The organism is Staphylococcus sp. McC-251-APC-3A2, assembly GCF_009695665.1.
Taxonomy (GTDB): domain Bacteria; phylum Bacillota; class Bacilli; order Staphylococcales; family Staphylococcaceae; genus Staphylococcus; species Staphylococcus cohnii.
Window position 1 is genome coordinate 395100 of record NZ_VUNO01000002.1, and the last position, 18266, is coordinate 413365.

Consider the following 18266-nt stretch of genomic DNA (forward strand, 5'->3'; position numbering starts at 1 on the left):
AATGATACTTGCTATCCTCTCTATAAAATATAGTAGTAGGATATATTTTGTTAAAATATATAATAATTGTGGTTTTTAGTATCGATTATTTTCTAAATAACAATTGTAGTTTTAAATGACAAAAATGAACTATATTATTTTTGTCATTTTGTACCAAACTGCAAATGAATAAGCTGATTATTTTATCGCCAAACATACGACACAGCGATATATCAATTTTTATGTCACTCTACAACTACAATTAAAAGTATTTTTTAAATTCAATCATTTGTATTGCATTGGTTTGCAATTTCAAATGATAAGAAATCGTATCTACGACATCCACTTCGCTGACATCTAACTTAGGGTAAGAGATTCTGTTAACATAATTGATTGTCTCTGTATCCATGCCATGTTGTGTATTGTACTGCTGCCAAACTTGATAAAGTGCACCATTATTTCTATCTAATGTTAAATGCTTTATTTTATACGAGCCAGTGGTGGCATTTGATATATTGAGTTGGTACTCTTTATGACTTAAATAATCTGTTTGTTCATTTGTTGTATAATACGGATTATAATGTTCTGCATCCCACACTACGATTTGAAAATGGTCCCTCTGCCCTACAACCATGCAGTCTTCGTTTTTAAAAAGCACTTGGTTAAATAACTTTTTAAAAAACATACTTGTAAAAAATGCAGGCCTTTTCCCATCAAATTGATGATATAAATCAATACCATTTAATTCGGAGGTAATCTCATTTGAATTATATTGATGGTGTAATTCATGATTAAGCCAGTAGCCAATTGCTTGTATTTGAGAATTTATATCAATCAACTGTTCAAAAATGATACCTGCTCTAAAATATTCACCATTTGTAAGACTTGTATTACCTGTTAATGTGTTCCAATTAAGCAACACAACCGAAACATCTTTCCCCTTTATATTGAACACATCAGTAATCTTATTGTACTGTTCTATGATATGTCGTTTAGCTAAATCATACTGTTTACTTTCAATTGAATTGAAATTGATAATATCATTTTGATTTGCACTAAACGCTATACTATTAATACTTTCACTTGATTTATCCAAAATTTGTTTAGCAGTTGCCAATTCATTGACATCAGTGATGTCCGTATTAAGTATAATCTGAGTATGCTCAAAATATTCTTTAAATAACCTTATTATTTTTAATAGTACATTGGCTTTTTTACCCTTCAAGTAAATGACTAATTTAAATTGTTTTCTATTCGGCACTGTATTATAAATATGCTCTAATAAAAATCTTAATTCGTTTGTATATTGTACAAATTGTGATGTTAATGTTGGAGGATCGATTTCAATTCCTAAACCAATGTGATGTTCAAATAAAAAACTTAAGCATTCATCTACTTTCATATATGGATGTATAGTAGGAATAAGTTCATCACTTTCAATAACTTTATTTTCAATATAGCCTTTTAAAATAGGATCTTTGATAAGCACATGGCCCAAACCTAAAAATTGTTGTACTTCTATCAGTTGTTTTCTGTATCTTTGAAAAAGTAATGTATCAAGGCTACCTATTTGAATCACATGATCATAATCTGACAAATCGTGTGTTTGATTGTAATTCAGCGTAATATCAATGACTTTTTGATTATAAGGAGATTGAATCATAGTACCTAGCGTTTGTTGGATATAAGTATTTAAATAGTATAGATACATTTGATAGTTTTCCGATTCAATTGTTGTTTTGGCAGTGTCCACAATATCTCCAACCTGATACCTTTTTCTATATTGCGAAGGCGTTAATTTGGTGTCTAATTTAAAATATTTCAGCAGCATATTAGAGTTACTAAAACCATTTTTCAAGGCAATGTGAGTAATAGCATCATTTGTTTGTACTAAGTCGTTTTTACAATGTTCAATTCTAATATGATTAACATAATGATTGAAACCAATTCCCATATGTTTTGTAAATAACTTTGACAAATATGTGTGACTTAAATGCACCTTCTCAGCTACCTCACTTAACGTGATTGGTTTGGTGAAATTTCTTTCAATATATTTACATACAAAATCTAAGCGGTGATCATTAACATCATGTTCATGATTTATATTTTCATAAGCTGGCAAATATCTTACAATCATAAACATTAAGTCAATTAACAGTTGTTCCATATATAATCTATAAAACTTCCCTTTTCGAATATAGACGATACCTATCTTAGCCACAACATTCAGAATTTGTTGGTATATAACTTTTTGCAATGTCTGTGGATTTAAAATATATATTTTGTCATTGTAATCACTAATATATTGCTTTAAATACGATTCTTTCAAATGAATGGCGGTATATAAGGTATCTTCCTCTTCTATAAGTCGATAGCGCTCTCGATGATTGATAATAAAAACATCGCCTGCTTGAAATTTATGAAAACTAGTCCCACTGACGAATTTCAACTTATTTTTTAACACGAGAACGATACGTACACCATCATTAAAATTAAACACTGAATTATTGTTGTGATTAAATTCGATATTATAAAATTTTTCCATAGCACACCTCTTTATTAAAATATATTTTAATAAAATAAATGTGTGTTTGCTATTTTGTTTTTTAATTTGTCGTTATTTAGACATAAAGGAGCACGTCTCCAAATATATTATAATATTGTCAGTGATTTATGCCGACTCCTGCGGGAATAGCATTAGCCGAAGACTACAGTCTAAGGTAGTGCCCGCGGAAAGCGTGCATAAAAAAACTGCCAACAAAGTCGGAGACTTTGTCGACAGTCTAAGACTAATCCGCAGTTGTACGGATTAGTCTTTTGCTTTAAATATGTGTGTTACATACTAAAACTTTTATTTTTTATTAATTGTTTTTTCAATTAATTCATTCAAATGACGAATATTTTCACTTTGTTGCGCTAGTAGCTTAACAATTTCATCATCTTCACTACCAAGCGAATTTTCGTTTTTGTTATCAACACGAGTTGAAATGGCCGGTGATATATCACTTTCATTTTGCGACTGTGTTAAATCTTTTTTATATGATTTTAAAGCTTCATATAAAAATGCGCGTTGCGTTGTTTGTTGTGCAATTTCGTTATATAGCATTTTCGTTTTTTGATCCACAGATATTGTATTATTTTCTTCATTATATGCGTTTTGTTGTTTGCGGATGCTAAATGTACGATCATAGCTATCATTACCTGCAGACTGATTGATATGTGCATAATTAGATGCCGGCATCTCGCCCTGTAGAGCATGCCCTTCAATATCTACATGTGGTAATATTCGATTTAACCATGCTGGCATATACCAAGATGCTTTGCCAAATAATTGTGTTAATGCAGGAATCAATAATAAACGTACGATAAATGCATCAAACAATATACCAAAGGCAAGTGATAATCCCATAGATTTAATCATCACATCATCTTGGAAGACGAATGCAATAAACACACTAAACATAATAAGTGCTGCAGCAACAACGACTGGACCACTTTCTTTAATACCTACTTTTATCGCGTGTTCATTATTACCTGTTTTACTATACTCTTCATGAATACGGGACATAAGGAATACTTCGTAATCCATCGCCAGACCAAAGAGCAAGCCAATTGTAATAACCGGTAAGAATGCTAGTAATGGTCCCGTTGTATCTACGCCAAATAGTTCAGACATAAATCCTTCTTGCATTACTAAAGTAGTAAAGCCTAATGTTGCCACTAAAGAAAGTACGAAACCTAGAACTGCTTTTAGTGGAATAATGATAGAACGGAAGACAACCATTAATAGTACGAACGCTAATGCTACGATAACGCCAGCAAATAATGGAATAGCTTCATTTAGTTTTTGCGACATATCTATATTAATTACACTTTGTCCAGATACTTCGGTTTTGAAATTATATTTGTCTCTAGCATCATCATTATAATCTCTTAAATCATGAACTAAATCATTAGTAGATTTAGCATTTGGACCTTTATCAGGAATTACCGCTACTAATGCATAATCTTTACTTTTGCTCAATTGTGGCGGTGCAACCATCTTCACATTATCCATATCATTAATATCTTTACTCAAACTTTGTAAATCTTTTTGCAACGCTTCAGGATTATCATTTTGATCTTTCACATTTACAAGCATTGCAATTTGACCATTATATCCTTCTCCAAATTTATCAGATACAATATCATAGGCCTTTTTCTGAGTCGTATCCGCTGGTTTCATACCATCATCTGGTATACCTAGACGCATATCATTAATCGGTATAGCAGCTACGACTAAAATAATAAGTCCAATCAGTACTGCTGCAAGTGGTTTACCAACTACGAATTTAGACCATTTCGTATCTACATCTCCTGCAAACTCTGTTTTTGTTTGTTTAGGATGAATTTGTTTATGGAAAATACTGATCAATGCTGGTAATAAAGTTAATGCACTAATCACTGCGACAAATACACTAATTGCAGAAGCAAAGCCCATCACGGCTAAGAAATCTATACCAACAAGTGACAAGCCACAAACGGCAATAATAACTGTAACACCAGCAAAGATAACTGCACTGCCTGCAGTACCTACTGCTAAACCTATTGCCTTAATGTGATTGGGCTCACTTTTAACAATTTGCCGATATCTAAATAAAATAAATAGTGCATAATCAATACCTACCGCTAAACCAATCATGACTGCTAATGTTAAAGTCACATTTGGAATATCAAATGCATAGGTTAATAATGATATGATGCCTACGCCAGTACCTAAACCAAGTAAAGCACTAATAATCGGCATACCTGCTGCGATAAACGAACCAAACGTAATTAGAAGTACAACAAATGCTACAATAATTCCGATTAATTCAGAAGAACCACCAACTTCAGTAGATTCCATACCTGTACCCATTAGTTCCACTTGTACGTTATGATCATCTTCTAATTTTTCAACTTGATCTTTCACTTTATCTTTTGAATTTTCTTTTAATGACGTTGCAGACACATCATAATTAATATCAGCGATTGCTGTAGATTTGTCCTCACTGATTTGTTTATTGTCATAAGGATCTGAGATATTTTTAATATCTTCATCATCCTTAATATCTTTCAATGTATCTTTGATATCTTTAGTCATATCTTGCTTCACTATGCCATTATCTGAATCACTTTTAAAGACTACTCTAATTTGAGCTTTCTCACTATCTTGTCCAAATTCGTCTTCTATTTTGTCATTCGTATCTAATGACTGTAAGCCATTCATTGTTATATCATTATCAAATTTAGGCGAACTTATTGTAAGCGGTATAATAATTGCTGCAAGAATAATCACCCAAGCAACTACACTCCACCATTTGTGCTTTGCAACAAATGAACCTAATTTGTATAAAAATTTTGCCAAACTATTGCCTCCTTAATTAAACAACGTTATAGTTTATACATATACTGTAGATTATTTCTATTGACATCTTATAATGATTTACCCTATTTAAAAAAGAACTAAATATGCAATTCCGTATACTTAAACTACAGATTAGGAGAATTGTAGAATGAATGAAAAAGATTTGCGTGTAATCAAAACAAAGCGGGCACTATCTCAAAGCTTATATGCATTATTAGAAAAATATGCATTTTCAACTATTTCAGTAAATCAAATTTGCAATGAAGCGTTGGTTCATCGCACAACTTTTTATAAGCATTTTTATGATAAATATGATTTACTTATTTATTTAATGACCTACTTAACCAAAGATTACTTTTCAACAGATATTAAAGAACGTATCAACAACCCTTTTACTAGCTTGGATCAATCCGTCACACACATTGACGATTTTAGTAAAATAAAGCATAAACAAGAAGATGATAAAGAATTTGAACGTACGGTTCAGAATCATTTTATTCGTATACTACAAAATGATATTAAAGCAAACGAACATCGGATAACGGTTGACCAAAGCGTTCCAATAGATTTAGTATTTTATGTTTACGGTGCTACTTTATATGGTTTTATGGAATGGATGCGTGAACATAGTAACAATATGTCACCTCAAGCCATTGATGCACTTTTTCATAAAATGATTAATATTCAAGTTAATGATGAATAAAAAATTAGCACATCAATAATTTTGACGAATTGCATCAACGTTAATTTAATTTTTAGTAAGTATTTAATACAATAGTATGAAAAGTGAGTATTACAAAGTAATTCTAAGCAAACTAAACTTGCTTACCGTGCAGTTCCTTAAATATGGTAAGTAGGCAATATGATATATAAAAAGCCCGTAAATGAATTTCAGAAAATTCATTTACGGGCTTTTTGATACTAGGATGATTTCCTAGTCATTTTTTATAATTAAAACATTTCTGAAACAACTTTTTGTTCTAAGAAGTGCAATAGATAGTCTGGGCTACCTGTTTTTGCATCTGTACCAGACATTTTAAAGCCACCGAAAGGATGGTAGCCAACGACTGCTGCAGTACAACCACGATTTAGATATAAGTTACCAACGTCATATTCTTTAACAGCTTCAATCCAGTTTTCACGGTTATTCGTAATAACTGCGCCTGTTAATCCATAATCTGTGTCATTAGCAATTTCTAATAACTCATTAAAATCTTTTCCTTTTACAAAACCAACAACAGGTCCAAATATTTCTTCTTGCATGATTTGATCGCTTGATTTAAGACCAGAGAAAATTGTAGGTTCAACAAAGTAACCTGTAGCACCATCAGTACCACCACCTTGTTCTAACTTACCTTCTTTTTTACCAATTTCGATATAATTTTTAATTTTATCAAATTGTTTTTGATTTATAACTGGTCCCATGTATGTGTTGTTTTCTGTATTTCCTAAAGTTAAATCTTGTGTAAGTTTAACAGCTTTTTCTAAAACTTCATCATATACATCTTTATGGACGATTGCGCGTGAACAAGCAGAACATTTTTGACCTGAGAAGCCAAACGCTGATGAAACAATCGATTCAGCTGCCAAGTCTGTATCTATATCTTTATCAACTACAATCGCATCTTTACCGCCCATCTCAGCGATAACACGTTTTAAAAATTGTTGTCCTTCTTGAACTTTTGCAGCTCTTTCAAAGATGCGTGTACCTGTCGCACGTGAACCTGTAAACGTCACAAAGTGCGTGTGCACACTATCAACAAGATAGTCGCCAATTTCTTTTGGATCACCAGGAACAAAGTTCACAACACCTTTTGGTAAACCTGCTTCTTCTAATACTTCCATTAATTTATACGCTGTTAACGGCGTATCTTCTGCAGGTTTTAAAAGAACTGTATTACCAGCAACAACTGGTGCTAAAGTAGTACCCGCCATAATTGCAAATGGGAAGTTCCATGGTGGGATTGTTACCCCAGTACCAATTGGTTTATAAAAATATTGATTGTGTTCTCCTTCTCTATCTAATACTGGTTTACCATCTGCGAGTTCCATCATTGATCTAGCATAATATTCGATGAAATCAATACCTTCAGCTGCGTCACCAACTGCTTCGTCCCATGGTTTACCAGCTTCATACACCATCACTGCCGATATTTCTTCTTTGCGTCGTCTAATAATTGCTGCAACTCTAATTAAAAATTCAGCACGATCTCTGTGTGTCCATCGTTTCCAAGATTTATAAGCTTCATTAGCCGCATCAAAAGCTTTATCTACTTCTTTTGTTGTAGCTTTTGATACTTCAGCAATAACTTCAGAAGTGTTTGCAGGATTGATAGATTGAAATGTATCCTTAGTAAAAATTTTCTCCCCATTAATCACTAACGGAAGTTTTTGATTTAATTCACCTTTAACTTTCTTTAATGCTTCTTTGAATGATTCGACATTGCTATTATCAGTAAAGTCAATGCCTGGTTCATTTGTATAGTTGACAACCATTTTTTCTACCCCCATGTAAGTTTGTAAATAGAAAACTAAAATGGAAAACTTCCATTCTTATTTTTATTGTATAGGTATCACACAACAAATGCAATCGCTTACAAAAACTTTTGTAAAAATAAATCGCATTTTATATCTATCTTTTTAACGATTTTACTTCTCTTTTTTCAATATTGCTCAAATTCCTTTAAAAGAACACTTTCTTTAACTTCTTTATACATATAATTATGAACTTAAAGAAAGTGTATGATTCATATGATGACGATTTAAAATTGTTTCTAAGTTCATCTAATTCATTGTTAAATGACTATTTTTATCATGACAACGAACAATATTTAATTTTTATGTACTTTTTTTCTTTTATTATGTTTATGTGGTTTTTTAACTAACAGTATAATACCTGCAATTAACCATAACAAAGCCGTAATAATATTTAATGTAAACACACTGACAATAGCAAGTAATATAAATATCACACCTACTGTTTTTGGTATTTTATTAATTAATAATACAAAAATTAATGCTAAGATTGTCGTAACAATAACTAAACCTAAAGCAACAATAAATAATTGGCTTATATGATCTAACAATTGTGAAGTTTCTGTTTGAGTTAAATTATTGCTAATAGCTTCTTGATTTTCAAAAGAGTCCATTAATGAACGCTTAAAACTTCGATCATTTAAAAATGGTGCAGCAATAGCCATTAAAAAAATTAGTACAAATTGTATGAAAATTCCTAGCCAAACTAGTACTTTTTCTAAAGTACGTTTCATATGCAACCTCCTTAGCAATTTATAAATTTTCATATTTTCTATACCCATAAAAATATGAATCATGCAACTTAATCAATATAATAATTTTTATCAGAATTTTCAATGAATAGTGTCATTGCATTAGGGTAATTTCTTAATATAAATTAAAACAAAGGGATGATTTAATACTATTATGAATGACAAGAATGCACACGCCAGAAAGAAAAAACATAGAAATCTTGTTTATATGATATCTGTTGCAATTATTGTACTTATCACATTAATAGCAGGTATTTTCCCTAAAAATTTTGGGAGTCATGCACAACAAGTCTACGATTATATAGCAAATAGTTTTGGGTGGCTATTTTTAGTAATTATTTTTATTTTAGATATATTTTTAATTGCTTTAGCCATTTCACGTTACGGTCGTTTTAAATTGGGTGACGATAATGAAGAGCCTGAATTTTCTATGATGTCTTGGATTGGAATGCTCTTTTCTGCAGGTTTGGGTGTCGGCATTGTATTTTGGGGTGTAGCAGAACCATTAACCCATTATTTACATTCGCCATTTCCTGGTAAAACGCCTGACGCCTCTGCAGAATCCGCTCGTGTTGCTATGGGCTATACTTTTTTCCATTGGGGTATTTCTCAATGGTCTATCTTCGCAATTGCCGGTTTAACAGTGGCGTACTTCCAATTTAGAAAAAAACGTGATGGTCTTATTTCAACCGCAATGGAACCTGTATTTGGTGAATCTTATAAACGACCATATAGAAATATAATAGATGTATTAGCAATCATAGCTACAGTAATGGGGATAGCCACATCTATTGGCTTAGGTATTATGCAAATTAGTGGAGGTCTTCAACATGTCTTTAATGTCCCTAACAATAATGTCACTAAAATATCAATCACTATTTTAATGGTAGGTATCTTTTTAACATCAGCAATTACTGGCTTAAATAGAGGGGTAAAATGGTTAAGTAATATCAATATTGGCTTAGGTGCAATATTACTTATCTTCATGTTTATTTTTGGTGATTTTAAATTTATTTTAGAATCTTATACATTAGCAATAGGTGATTATTTACGTCATTTTATTGAATATAGTTTACGTATCAGCCCTTATACTGGCGATAATAGCTGGATACAACAATGGACTGTTTTCTATTGGGCATGGGTTATTTCATGGTCGCCATTTATAGGAGGTTTCGTAGCTCGGGTATCTCGTGGAAGAACGATTAGAGAATTCGTCGTTGGTGTATTAATTATCCCACCTTTAATTTCGTTTACTTGGATAGCTGGATTTGGTGGTACAGCAGTGAAAATAGCATTAAATGGTAACGACAACATTGCAAACATAGTCGACAAGGATTATACTGTTGCACTTTTTGAATTATTATCCAAGTTTCCTATCGCTGACATCACAAGTGCATTAGCAATTGCACTCATCTTTATATTTATCATCACGAGCGCTGATTCTACCACACATATTGTTGCAGGTATGGCAACTGGTGGGATCGCCAACCCTAAAATCAAACATAAAATTATTTGGGGGATATTAATTGGTGCTATATCTGTTTCTATGACAATTGCAGGCGGTTTGACAAGTTTACAAACTGCATCTGTTGTTACAGGTCTACCATTCTCAATTATTTTATTACTCATGATTTTTTCTTTAATGCGCGCATTAAGAAGAGAACCAACTGAACACTTTAAAATGACTTACATCAATGATGATAAAGATTATTCTATACCGTTAGAAGAACGTGAAACAAATGATTTAGAAACTGATGCTGATGCTTCAGTAGAAGAAAATGAATCAAATCACAATGCTGCGAAAAATAAAAACCATGATGCAGATACCAAAGACAAAGATGATTAATTGACCATGTTGTTCGAAATTATCAAACTAGCTCAATCATTAATGTTTATACGTGTTTAAAAAATCTCAACTGGATAGCGGCGTAGTATTGAAATTAACGATATTTCGATTTCAATACTACGTCTGTTTTTATTTTTTCTAAATATTCCGAACAATTTGTACTACTTATATGTTGATTTTTGCTAAAATATATCTAAGAAGCTAATTTAAGGGGATGAACACATAATGAATTTACAAAACCAACACCCGAGTACTTTAAGAAAAATGATAAGTAAAGGTGAACTCACTGGTCATACAAGTGGAATGGCTAAAGGTTATGTCCAAGCCAATGTAGTCATATTACCCTCTGCCTATGCATATGATTTTTTAAAATTCTGTTTTAGAAATCCTAAGACATGTCCGCTTTTAGATGTATCAGAAATAGGATCAACTTCTTTTCCTACTTATGGTAAAGATGCTAACATCACAAATGAAGTAGCACAATATAAAGTATACCGTTATGGAGAATTAGTGGAGTCTCCTACTGACATAGCTCATTTATTTAATGATGACATGGTGAGTTTTTTGATTGGCTGCAGTTTTACTTTTGAGCATGCTTTGTTGGATGCTGGTTTACCAATTCGTCACATTGAAGAAGAGCACAATGTTCCAATGTATATAACAAATATTCCAGCCGCATCAAGTGGTCATTTCTCAGGAAATATCACTGTAAGTATGAGGCCGATGACCATGCAACAAGCTATAAAAGCAACAGAAATTACAACCCATTTTAAAAATGTTCACGGTACGCCAATTCATATAGGTAATCCATCAGAAATTGGCATCGAAAACATAACAAACCCTGATTTTGGCGAGCCTGTCACGATTAAAGAAAATGAAGTCCCTGTATTTTGGGGCTGTGGAGTTACTCCACAATCTGTTGCGTTAGATGCTAAGCCAGAATTGATGATTACACATGCACCTGGACATATGTTTATCACTGATGTCCCAGATAGTCAGCTAAGTAATTAATATAAACTTGAACTTGTTTAAACACATATTTTTAATGTTATAAAAATAAAAACACAGCAAAATGGCATCCATTTAATATTGATGGATGCCATTTTGCTACTTTTTCATTTATATAATTGACTTTATGTTAAGTGTAAAATACATACGATGGTTTTAAATTGATCTTTCATATCGTTTATCTATTACTCAGTATTATCGTGCTTCTATCTCTTCTTTCGAAACGACTGGATAATTTTTAAACCAAACAGAACAAACATAACCTACGATTAAACCTATAATACCTACAATAGCACCATATATAATGATTTTTATTGGGTTATTGAAACCGAACATAACAAGGAAACCTGCGAGCGGTGTAGCTGTACCTGTAGCATCATTAATCATACCAGATGTTGCTATAACCGCACCTGCTAAAGCTCCCCCAATAAAGTTGGCAGTATAAACGGGCACTGGATTTGCAGATACAACATCTGCTTGTGATAATGGTTCAATACAAACCGCAATTCTAGATTTGCGATCTCCAAGTTTTAGTTTATTAAACATCGTACCATTAATGAAAGATGACGCAAATGAAACCATTGCCGCAATTGCCATTGGCATTCCGGTTAAACCTAATAATGCAGTCAACGCCATGGAACTTAATGGTGCTGTCCCAACTACTGTAATGACGCCACCAAGTATAAGCCCCATAATAATCGGGTTAATTTCTGTGGAACTTTGGATAATGTCTCCAATTTTCAATAATGAATTATTTACTAATGGCGTGATTACAGTAGCTACTAACCTTGCTAGTGGCGCTATAATCAAAATGCCTACTATTAAATCTATGCCGTCTGGCACTTTATGTTCTGCAAACTTCATTAAATAACCAATTGCATAACCAGCAACAAACCCTGGTATTAAATCTAAACCACCACAAGCTGCTGCAATAACCAAAGCATAAACAGGTGAAACACCTATTGCTAAAGCAACTAAACCAGCAGCTGCCACGCCGCCTAGTCCACCAGCAGCATCACCAAGATCTCCTAAAAATTTAATGCCAAATAGATCTCCGCCAACATATTTATGAAAAGCTTCTACTAAAAATGTTGCTATCGCTGCATTGGCTAATGCTCCCATCGCACGCATGCCATTAGGAGCACGATATGTAAATAATGTAAATAACACTAAGACAACGATTAAAAACAAGGTTCCTATTAAAATGTCCATGAATAATTCTCCTCTTTCTTTGAACTACTCACTCTTTAAACTTGTGAAATAAATAGTTCAATCCTTTCTATATATGGATGCTAAAGCTACTTGCAACAAATAAATATAAAATTATTTGTAATTAACAAAATATAAACTTTTCAATTTCCATATTTATACATTCTAACACAAATTTTTATTATATTCCGAACAATTTTATTATTTTCTATTTAAGCTCCGAGGAACATTTTTTAAAACAAATTTAATTTGTTTTAAAATTTCACACAATAGTATTTTATTTATCTTGTAGCAAATAAAAAGGAGCAGTAACATCATCCGTTGCAAACGTTGATTCATGTTACTAACTCCTATTAAAAAAGTTCAATATATAATTTAAGCTCATAAAGTCGCTTAGTTGTTATCAATCGTTTTTATTGGTTTTGCCGGTGAACCTATTGCAACTACATTCTCTGGAATATCTTTAGATACAATACTTCCAGCGCCAATAACTGTGCCATTACCAATTGTAACTCCAGGTAAAACTATAACATTTGCGCCAATCCAAACATTATCTCCTATATGTATTGGTAGCGCTTGTTCCAATCCTTGGTTTCTAACTTGATAGTCTAAGGGATGTATCGCAGTGTAAAAACCACATTTCGGTCCAATAAATACATGATTGCCCACGAAGATTTTACCACCATCCATGAAATAACAGTCATGATTAATAAACACCTGCTCACCTAAAAAAAGGTTATAACCATAATCAACATAAAATGGACTTAATAATTCTAAGTGATGTGGTTCAGCATGTAACAATGCTTTCAAAATTGTTTGGCGTCTCTCTTTATTACTGGGTTTAGTTTGGTTTAATTCAAAGCATAAATCTTTTGCTATATTTCTTTCTTTGTCCAAATTTGCATCATAGTTTGCATCATACCATTGTCCAGCTAACATTTTTTCTTTTTCACTCAAATTTCATCCCTCACTCGTCTTCACTAATTTATCAGATTAACTATATCATCTCGTCGTGATATTTCTAAATAAATGCCTTTTCACTAAGCGATATAAGAAAGCCATTGGTACATTAACGTTCCAGCATAATTACCAATCACATAACCTAATGTGCCTACAATTAATATAGGTCCGACTAAATCAGTCCAACCTTTACCTATCGCTAATGCTGCTGCAGTAGTGGGCCCTCCAGCGGTTGCATTACTTGCTAATAATATCTCTTCTATATTGAATTTTAACAACTTGCCTAACAACAAGCTTATCCCTAAGTTAAATATTAAAATAATCATTACAAAGATAAATAACAGCGGTGCCGTTTTAACAATCGTAACAAATGAAGCCGGTGTACCTATGACAACAAAGAAAATATAAATTAAAAATGTTCCAATTTCAGAAGCACCTGCTAATTTTTCAAAGAAATCTCCCCAAATGGCAACAATGACAAGCGTTAAAGTTGTAAGCAAAAGATAGAAATCTCCAAAAAATGACACAAGTATAGTTAAGACCAAATTACTTTGAGGTACGACTTGTTGTATGAATTCAGAAAGTTTAAAACTGATTGCAACAATTGCGATCGCTGCAGCGATTGAAAATGCAATATCTAATAATTGAATTTTTTTAGGTTGCCAAAATGATGCTTGCGATGCTGGTGAATGATCACTTTTATAATGTGTATTAAAGTGTTTTTTAATAAACGGTATCGATGGAATCGCAATTAATAGCAGAAAATATAATGCCATTACACTATTATCTGCGACAACTGTGGATGAAACCATTTCTCCAGGTGTTTTTAATTTGGAACTCAAAGCAGCAAAATTTACGCCACCACCAATGTAGCTTCCAGTCATCATTGCACCTATTTTAGATAAATAAGGTACTGAATGATTTAATATGATAAAAGCTACAGTTGTTCCAATCATGGTCCCTACTGATGCAATTAAAAAAATAAACAACAATCGTCGACTTTCTTTCCAAATTTTTAATATATTCGCACTAAAAAGTAGTAATGGTATAGATAAAGGAACAATATAATCCCACACCGTATCATAAACTGGCGCACTCGTCGGTATAACTTTAAAGTTAGAAAGTATCATCGCGCCTACCAGTGCAATAATCGCCCCTGATATCGTACTTGCCCATTGATAGCGTTGTTCTAAAAAGATACTTACTGTTGCCCACACTATAATAATTGCCCACAATACCCATGTATCATCTTTACCTACCAGTGTACCCAATATCATAAAATCACTCCCTTTATATCTCAAATGCACAAGTTTAAACTTATTCTAACAATAAACCACTCTTTTTTTACAATTTTCTGAAAAATAAATTGTCATTACTTTTCCAAATTGATATTCTAACTAATGCAAGGGTACAAACAAGGGGGATTTTTTATGAAACAAAAAATTGGTTTGATCCTAGGACCGTTGCTTTTCTTGATATTTTATTTTATTCCTGGACTTACTGGTCTAGATGACGCTCCTAGGGCTGTACTTGCTGTAACACTATTTGTTGCCACATGGTGGATTACAGAAGCGATTCCTATTCCAGCAACGTCGCTCATTCCACTCATTCTATTACCTTTAAGTGGTGGAACAGATGAGCAAGTGGCTGCAAGCGCTTATGCTGATCCGATAGTCTTTATGTATATGGGTGGTTTCATCATTGCTTTGGCAATTGAAAAATGGGACTTACATAAACGTATTGCAATGACAATTATCGCTATGATGGGATCTAATAGCAATCGTATTATTTTAGGTACCATGATTGCAACAGCATTTATATCGATGTGGATTTCTAATGCTGCAACAGCTTTAATGATGCTACCTATTGCATTAGCTTTAATACATGAAATTCAAAGCGCACAATTTTTAAAACCAGAGTCAGCACATAAATTCAGTAAAGCATTATTACTTACAGTCGCTTATTCCGCTTCTATTGGTGGTCTCGCAACTTTAATTGGTTCAGTACCAAATGCAGTGTTTGCAGCAATCGCTGCTTCAAGCTTAAATAGAACAGTTTCTTTTGCACAATGGATGATTTTTGCTTTACCTTTAACAATTATATTGCTTATCATATTATACTTGTTAATGACAAAATGGCTCTTTAAAATTGAAGATGCAGATAAAATTTCTTCTGACTTTGCCAAAAAAGCATTACGTGATTTAGGACCCATGAGTTTAGAAGAAAAATTAACCGGTGTTGTATTTCTATTTGTCAGTGTCTTATGGATCAGTGGTAGTCTTCTTCCAGCTAGTCTCCACTTATCTGATACCATTATTTCAATGACAGGCGCAGTGCTCTTATTTTTAATTCCTGCTAAGTCTCACAAAGGTGGATTACTTATTTGGGATGATATGAGCAAGCTCCCTTGGGGGATTTTACTATTGTTTGGTGGAGGGCTTTCATTAGCTGCTGCTTTTGAAGACTCTGGTCTAACAAAATGGTTTGGAGGTATGCTGGGTGTTGTAAAACCTTTACCCCTCATTTTAATTGTTATCGTGCTTACAACTGGGATCTTATTCCTTACTGAAGTGATGTCTAATACGGCTGTATCAAATATGTTAATGCCAATCAGTATTGGTTTTGCTGCAGCTATCAGCCAAGACCCTTTCATAATTATGGGTATCGTTGCAGTATCTTCGACTTGCGCTTTCATGTTGCCCATTTCAACACCACCAAATGCAGCTGTATTCAGTTCTGATGAATTAGAAATGAAAGATATGGTAAAAGCTGGATTTATATTAAATTTATTCACTATTATTGTCATATCATTATTTGTTTATTTCTGGTTACCGATTGCTTTTGGTCTCTAATTACAGTCGATGATTATATATTTTCATAAGTACGTCGTATACAACTAAGGTACGATGATATATAAATACTATGGACGCATGTCACATTCTGAATTTTCATATATAATATATGTATCATCATTAAAAGGAGTCATTACTTATGAAAACAATCATCAAAGGTGCAATAGCTGTCCTCTTGATATTAGGTGTTGTAAAAACATTTCAAGATCACGATATCGTAGCAGAAACTACAAATTATTATCAACAATTTAAAGAAGGAGAAATACTACAAAATATTGAAAATGTTAACTTTGACTCTTTGAAAAATATAAATGTCGATGACTTCATTCCTTCAGATTTCTTTTAGCAGTTTAGAACGTATGCATCAAACTTGATACCTTAGTTATAAATAAAAGGAATGCCTTTTAGATTTATCTGCTCATGTAGTCTATCAACTTTCAAAACATGGCTAGATCAAAACATTCTATGTTAAATATCATATGAACAATTCACGCTCAACTTTAAAAGACTTTACACATATTGCAAAACTACTTTCATTTTTCATATGGTTTTACAATCACTATAAAATATAACGAAACACTTTCATTAAATTCATGTTATTAAATGAATTTATATGAAAGTGTTTTTTATTAAAATAACTAGAAAGCACTATCAAAGTGTATATCTTTATGGAATATCAAATGATAATGCCTAATTACATATTTTCAATTTTGTTAAAAGAGAGAACGTCATACATGCATCACTAATTTAATGGTGTAAGCTTTGCAATCAATGTTATAGAAAAATATATTATTACGTTAAACCATCATAGCTAAGATGCCAACTATGCTTAAGAAGTAATATAATCACCACCATTTACATGAATGACTTGTCCTGTAATGTAAGAACTATCTGCATAAGACGCTAAAAATACGTATGATGGTGCAAGTTCTGCAGGTTGTCCACGACGACCCATAGGTGTTTCTCCACCTTGATGTGCTACTTTTTCATCTGAAAATGTAGCAGGTATTAAAGGTGTATATATAGGGCCAGGTGCAACAGCATTTACGCGTACGCCTTGTTCTATCAGACTCGTCGCTAATGATCTCGTAAACGCAACGATTGCCCCTTTAGTTGCTGAATAATCTATGAGATGCGCTGATCCTCTATAAGCGGTAACACTAGTAGTATTGATAATGGCATCACCGTTTTTTAAATGAGGCGCTGCTGCTTGAGATAAAAACATCATGCCAAAAATATTAGTTTCAAACGTTTCTTTCACTTGCTCTGGCGTAATTTCTTGAAAACTATCTTGCGGAAATTGAACACCACCATTATTCACTAAAATATTTAAGCCATCAAAATCTTTAACCACTTGATCAATTAATTTTTGAGATTCTGATACTACCTTTAAATCATGTGCATAAGCTTTAGCTTTCACGCCTATCTTTCTCAAATCATCCACTACTTTTTGAGCATCCTCATGTTCATCATAGTAACCAATGGCAACGTTCGCCCCTTCTTTTGCAAATAACATCGCTACAGAACGTCCAATACCAGAATCACCACCAGTAATTAGAGCAACTTTACCTGTTAATTTGCCACCACTTTTATATCCTTCCATTTCCGTTATAGGTTGTGGATCCATATCTTTTTGGATACCTGGTTGTTTATTTTGTGTATATCCTTTAATTTGCTTATGAAATTCTAATAAATTCATCATTATACCCCCATGTGTAATAATTCTATCGTGTACTACA

At 32.7% G+C, this 18266-nt stretch carries 13 protein-coding genes; 5 read left to right on the forward strand and 8 right to left on the reverse strand.

The window, feature by feature from the left end; translation table 11 throughout:
* Positions 1-241 precede the first annotated feature (241 nt).
* Both aryK and FYJ81_RS06775 read right to left on the reverse strand, forming a co-directional pair.
* Positions 242-2524 (reverse strand): transcriptional regulator AryK, encoded by a 2283-nt coding sequence (aryK, locus tag FYJ81_RS06770; protein WP_119517631.1) that lies wholly within the window; start codon positions 2522-2524, stop codon positions 242-244.
* A gap of 306 nt (positions 2525-2830) precedes the next feature.
* On the reverse strand, positions 2831-5365 hold the full coding sequence (locus tag FYJ81_RS06775) for an MMPL family transporter (RefSeq protein ID WP_154409499.1): 2535 nt from the start codon (positions 5363-5365) through the stop codon (positions 2831-2833).
* A gap of 148 nt (positions 5366-5513) precedes the next feature.
* On the opposite strand from FYJ81_RS06775, the gene FYJ81_RS06780 reads away from it, so the two are divergent.
* A complete protein-coding gene (locus FYJ81_RS06780) occupies positions 5514-6068 on the forward strand; it encodes a TetR/AcrR family transcriptional regulator (RefSeq protein WP_107384328.1) in 555 nt (184 codons plus the stop codon).
* Positions 6069-6316: 248 nt separating this feature from the next.
* Here the strand turns inward: FYJ81_RS06780 and pruA are convergent, their stop codons facing one another.
* Together pruA and FYJ81_RS06790 are read right to left on the reverse strand one after the other, a co-directional pair.
* Positions 6317-7861, reverse strand: coding sequence for an L-glutamate gamma-semialdehyde dehydrogenase (gene pruA, locus FYJ81_RS06785; RefSeq protein ID WP_019470000.1), 1545 nt, complete (start codon positions 7859-7861; stop codon positions 6317-6319).
* 335 nt (positions 7862-8196) lie between these two features.
* Entirely contained in the window at positions 8197-8634 is a 438-nt protein-coding gene (locus tag FYJ81_RS06790; RefSeq protein WP_107504760.1) for a DUF4064 domain-containing protein, read from the reverse strand.
* Positions 8635-8806: 172 nt separating this feature from the next.
* On the opposite strand from FYJ81_RS06790, the gene FYJ81_RS06795 reads away from it, so the two are divergent.
* Both FYJ81_RS06795 and FYJ81_RS06800 read left to right on the forward strand, forming a co-directional pair.
* Positions 8807-10498, forward strand: a complete 1692-nt coding sequence (locus tag FYJ81_RS06795; RefSeq protein WP_107384330.1) for a BCCT family transporter — start codon at positions 8807-8809, stop codon at positions 10496-10498.
* Between the two features lie 225 nt (positions 10499-10723).
* Positions 10724-11509: a putative hydro-lyase gene (locus FYJ81_RS06800; RefSeq protein WP_107384331.1), complete on the forward strand. Its 786-nt coding sequence runs from the start codon at positions 10724-10726 to the stop codon at positions 11507-11509.
* A gap of 192 nt (positions 11510-11701) precedes the next feature.
* Here the strand turns inward: FYJ81_RS06800 and FYJ81_RS06805 are convergent, their stop codons facing one another.
* From FYJ81_RS06805 to FYJ81_RS06815, 3 genes are all read right to left on the reverse strand, one after another.
* Positions 11702-12718: a PTS sugar transporter subunit IIC gene (locus FYJ81_RS06805; RefSeq protein ID WP_019469996.1), complete on the reverse strand. Its 1017-nt coding sequence runs from the start codon at positions 12716-12718 to the stop codon at positions 11702-11704.
* Positions 12719-13108: 390 nt separating this feature from the next.
* The gene (locus FYJ81_RS06810) at positions 13109-13672 is read right to left on the reverse strand and encodes a sugar O-acetyltransferase (RefSeq protein WP_107384332.1); all 564 of its coding nucleotides are present in this window, start codon (positions 13670-13672) and stop codon (positions 13109-13111) included.
* 83 nt (positions 13673-13755) lie between these two features.
* Positions 13756-14952: a DUF819 family protein gene (locus FYJ81_RS06815; RefSeq protein WP_107386270.1), complete on the reverse strand. Its 1197-nt coding sequence runs from the start codon at positions 14950-14952 to the stop codon at positions 13756-13758.
* A 153-nt stretch (positions 14953-15105) separates the two neighbouring features.
* Here FYJ81_RS06815 and FYJ81_RS06820 point away from each other — a divergent pair, with 153 nt between their 5' ends.
* On the forward strand, positions 15106-16527 hold the full coding sequence (locus FYJ81_RS06820) for an SLC13 family permease (protein ID WP_107386269.1): 1422 nt from the start codon (positions 15106-15108) through the stop codon (positions 16525-16527).
* A gap of 139 nt (positions 16528-16666) precedes the next feature.
* Entirely contained in the window at positions 16667-16873 is a 207-nt protein-coding gene (locus FYJ81_RS06825) for a hypothetical protein (protein WP_019469992.1), read from the forward strand.
* Positions 16874-17356: 483 nt separating this feature from the next.
* On the opposite strand, the gene FYJ81_RS06830 is transcribed toward FYJ81_RS06825, so the two are convergent.
* Entirely contained in the window at positions 17357-18226 is an 870-nt protein-coding gene (locus tag FYJ81_RS06830; protein ID WP_107384334.1) for an SDR family oxidoreductase, read from the reverse strand.
* Between the last annotated feature and the right edge of the window lie 40 nt (positions 18227-18266).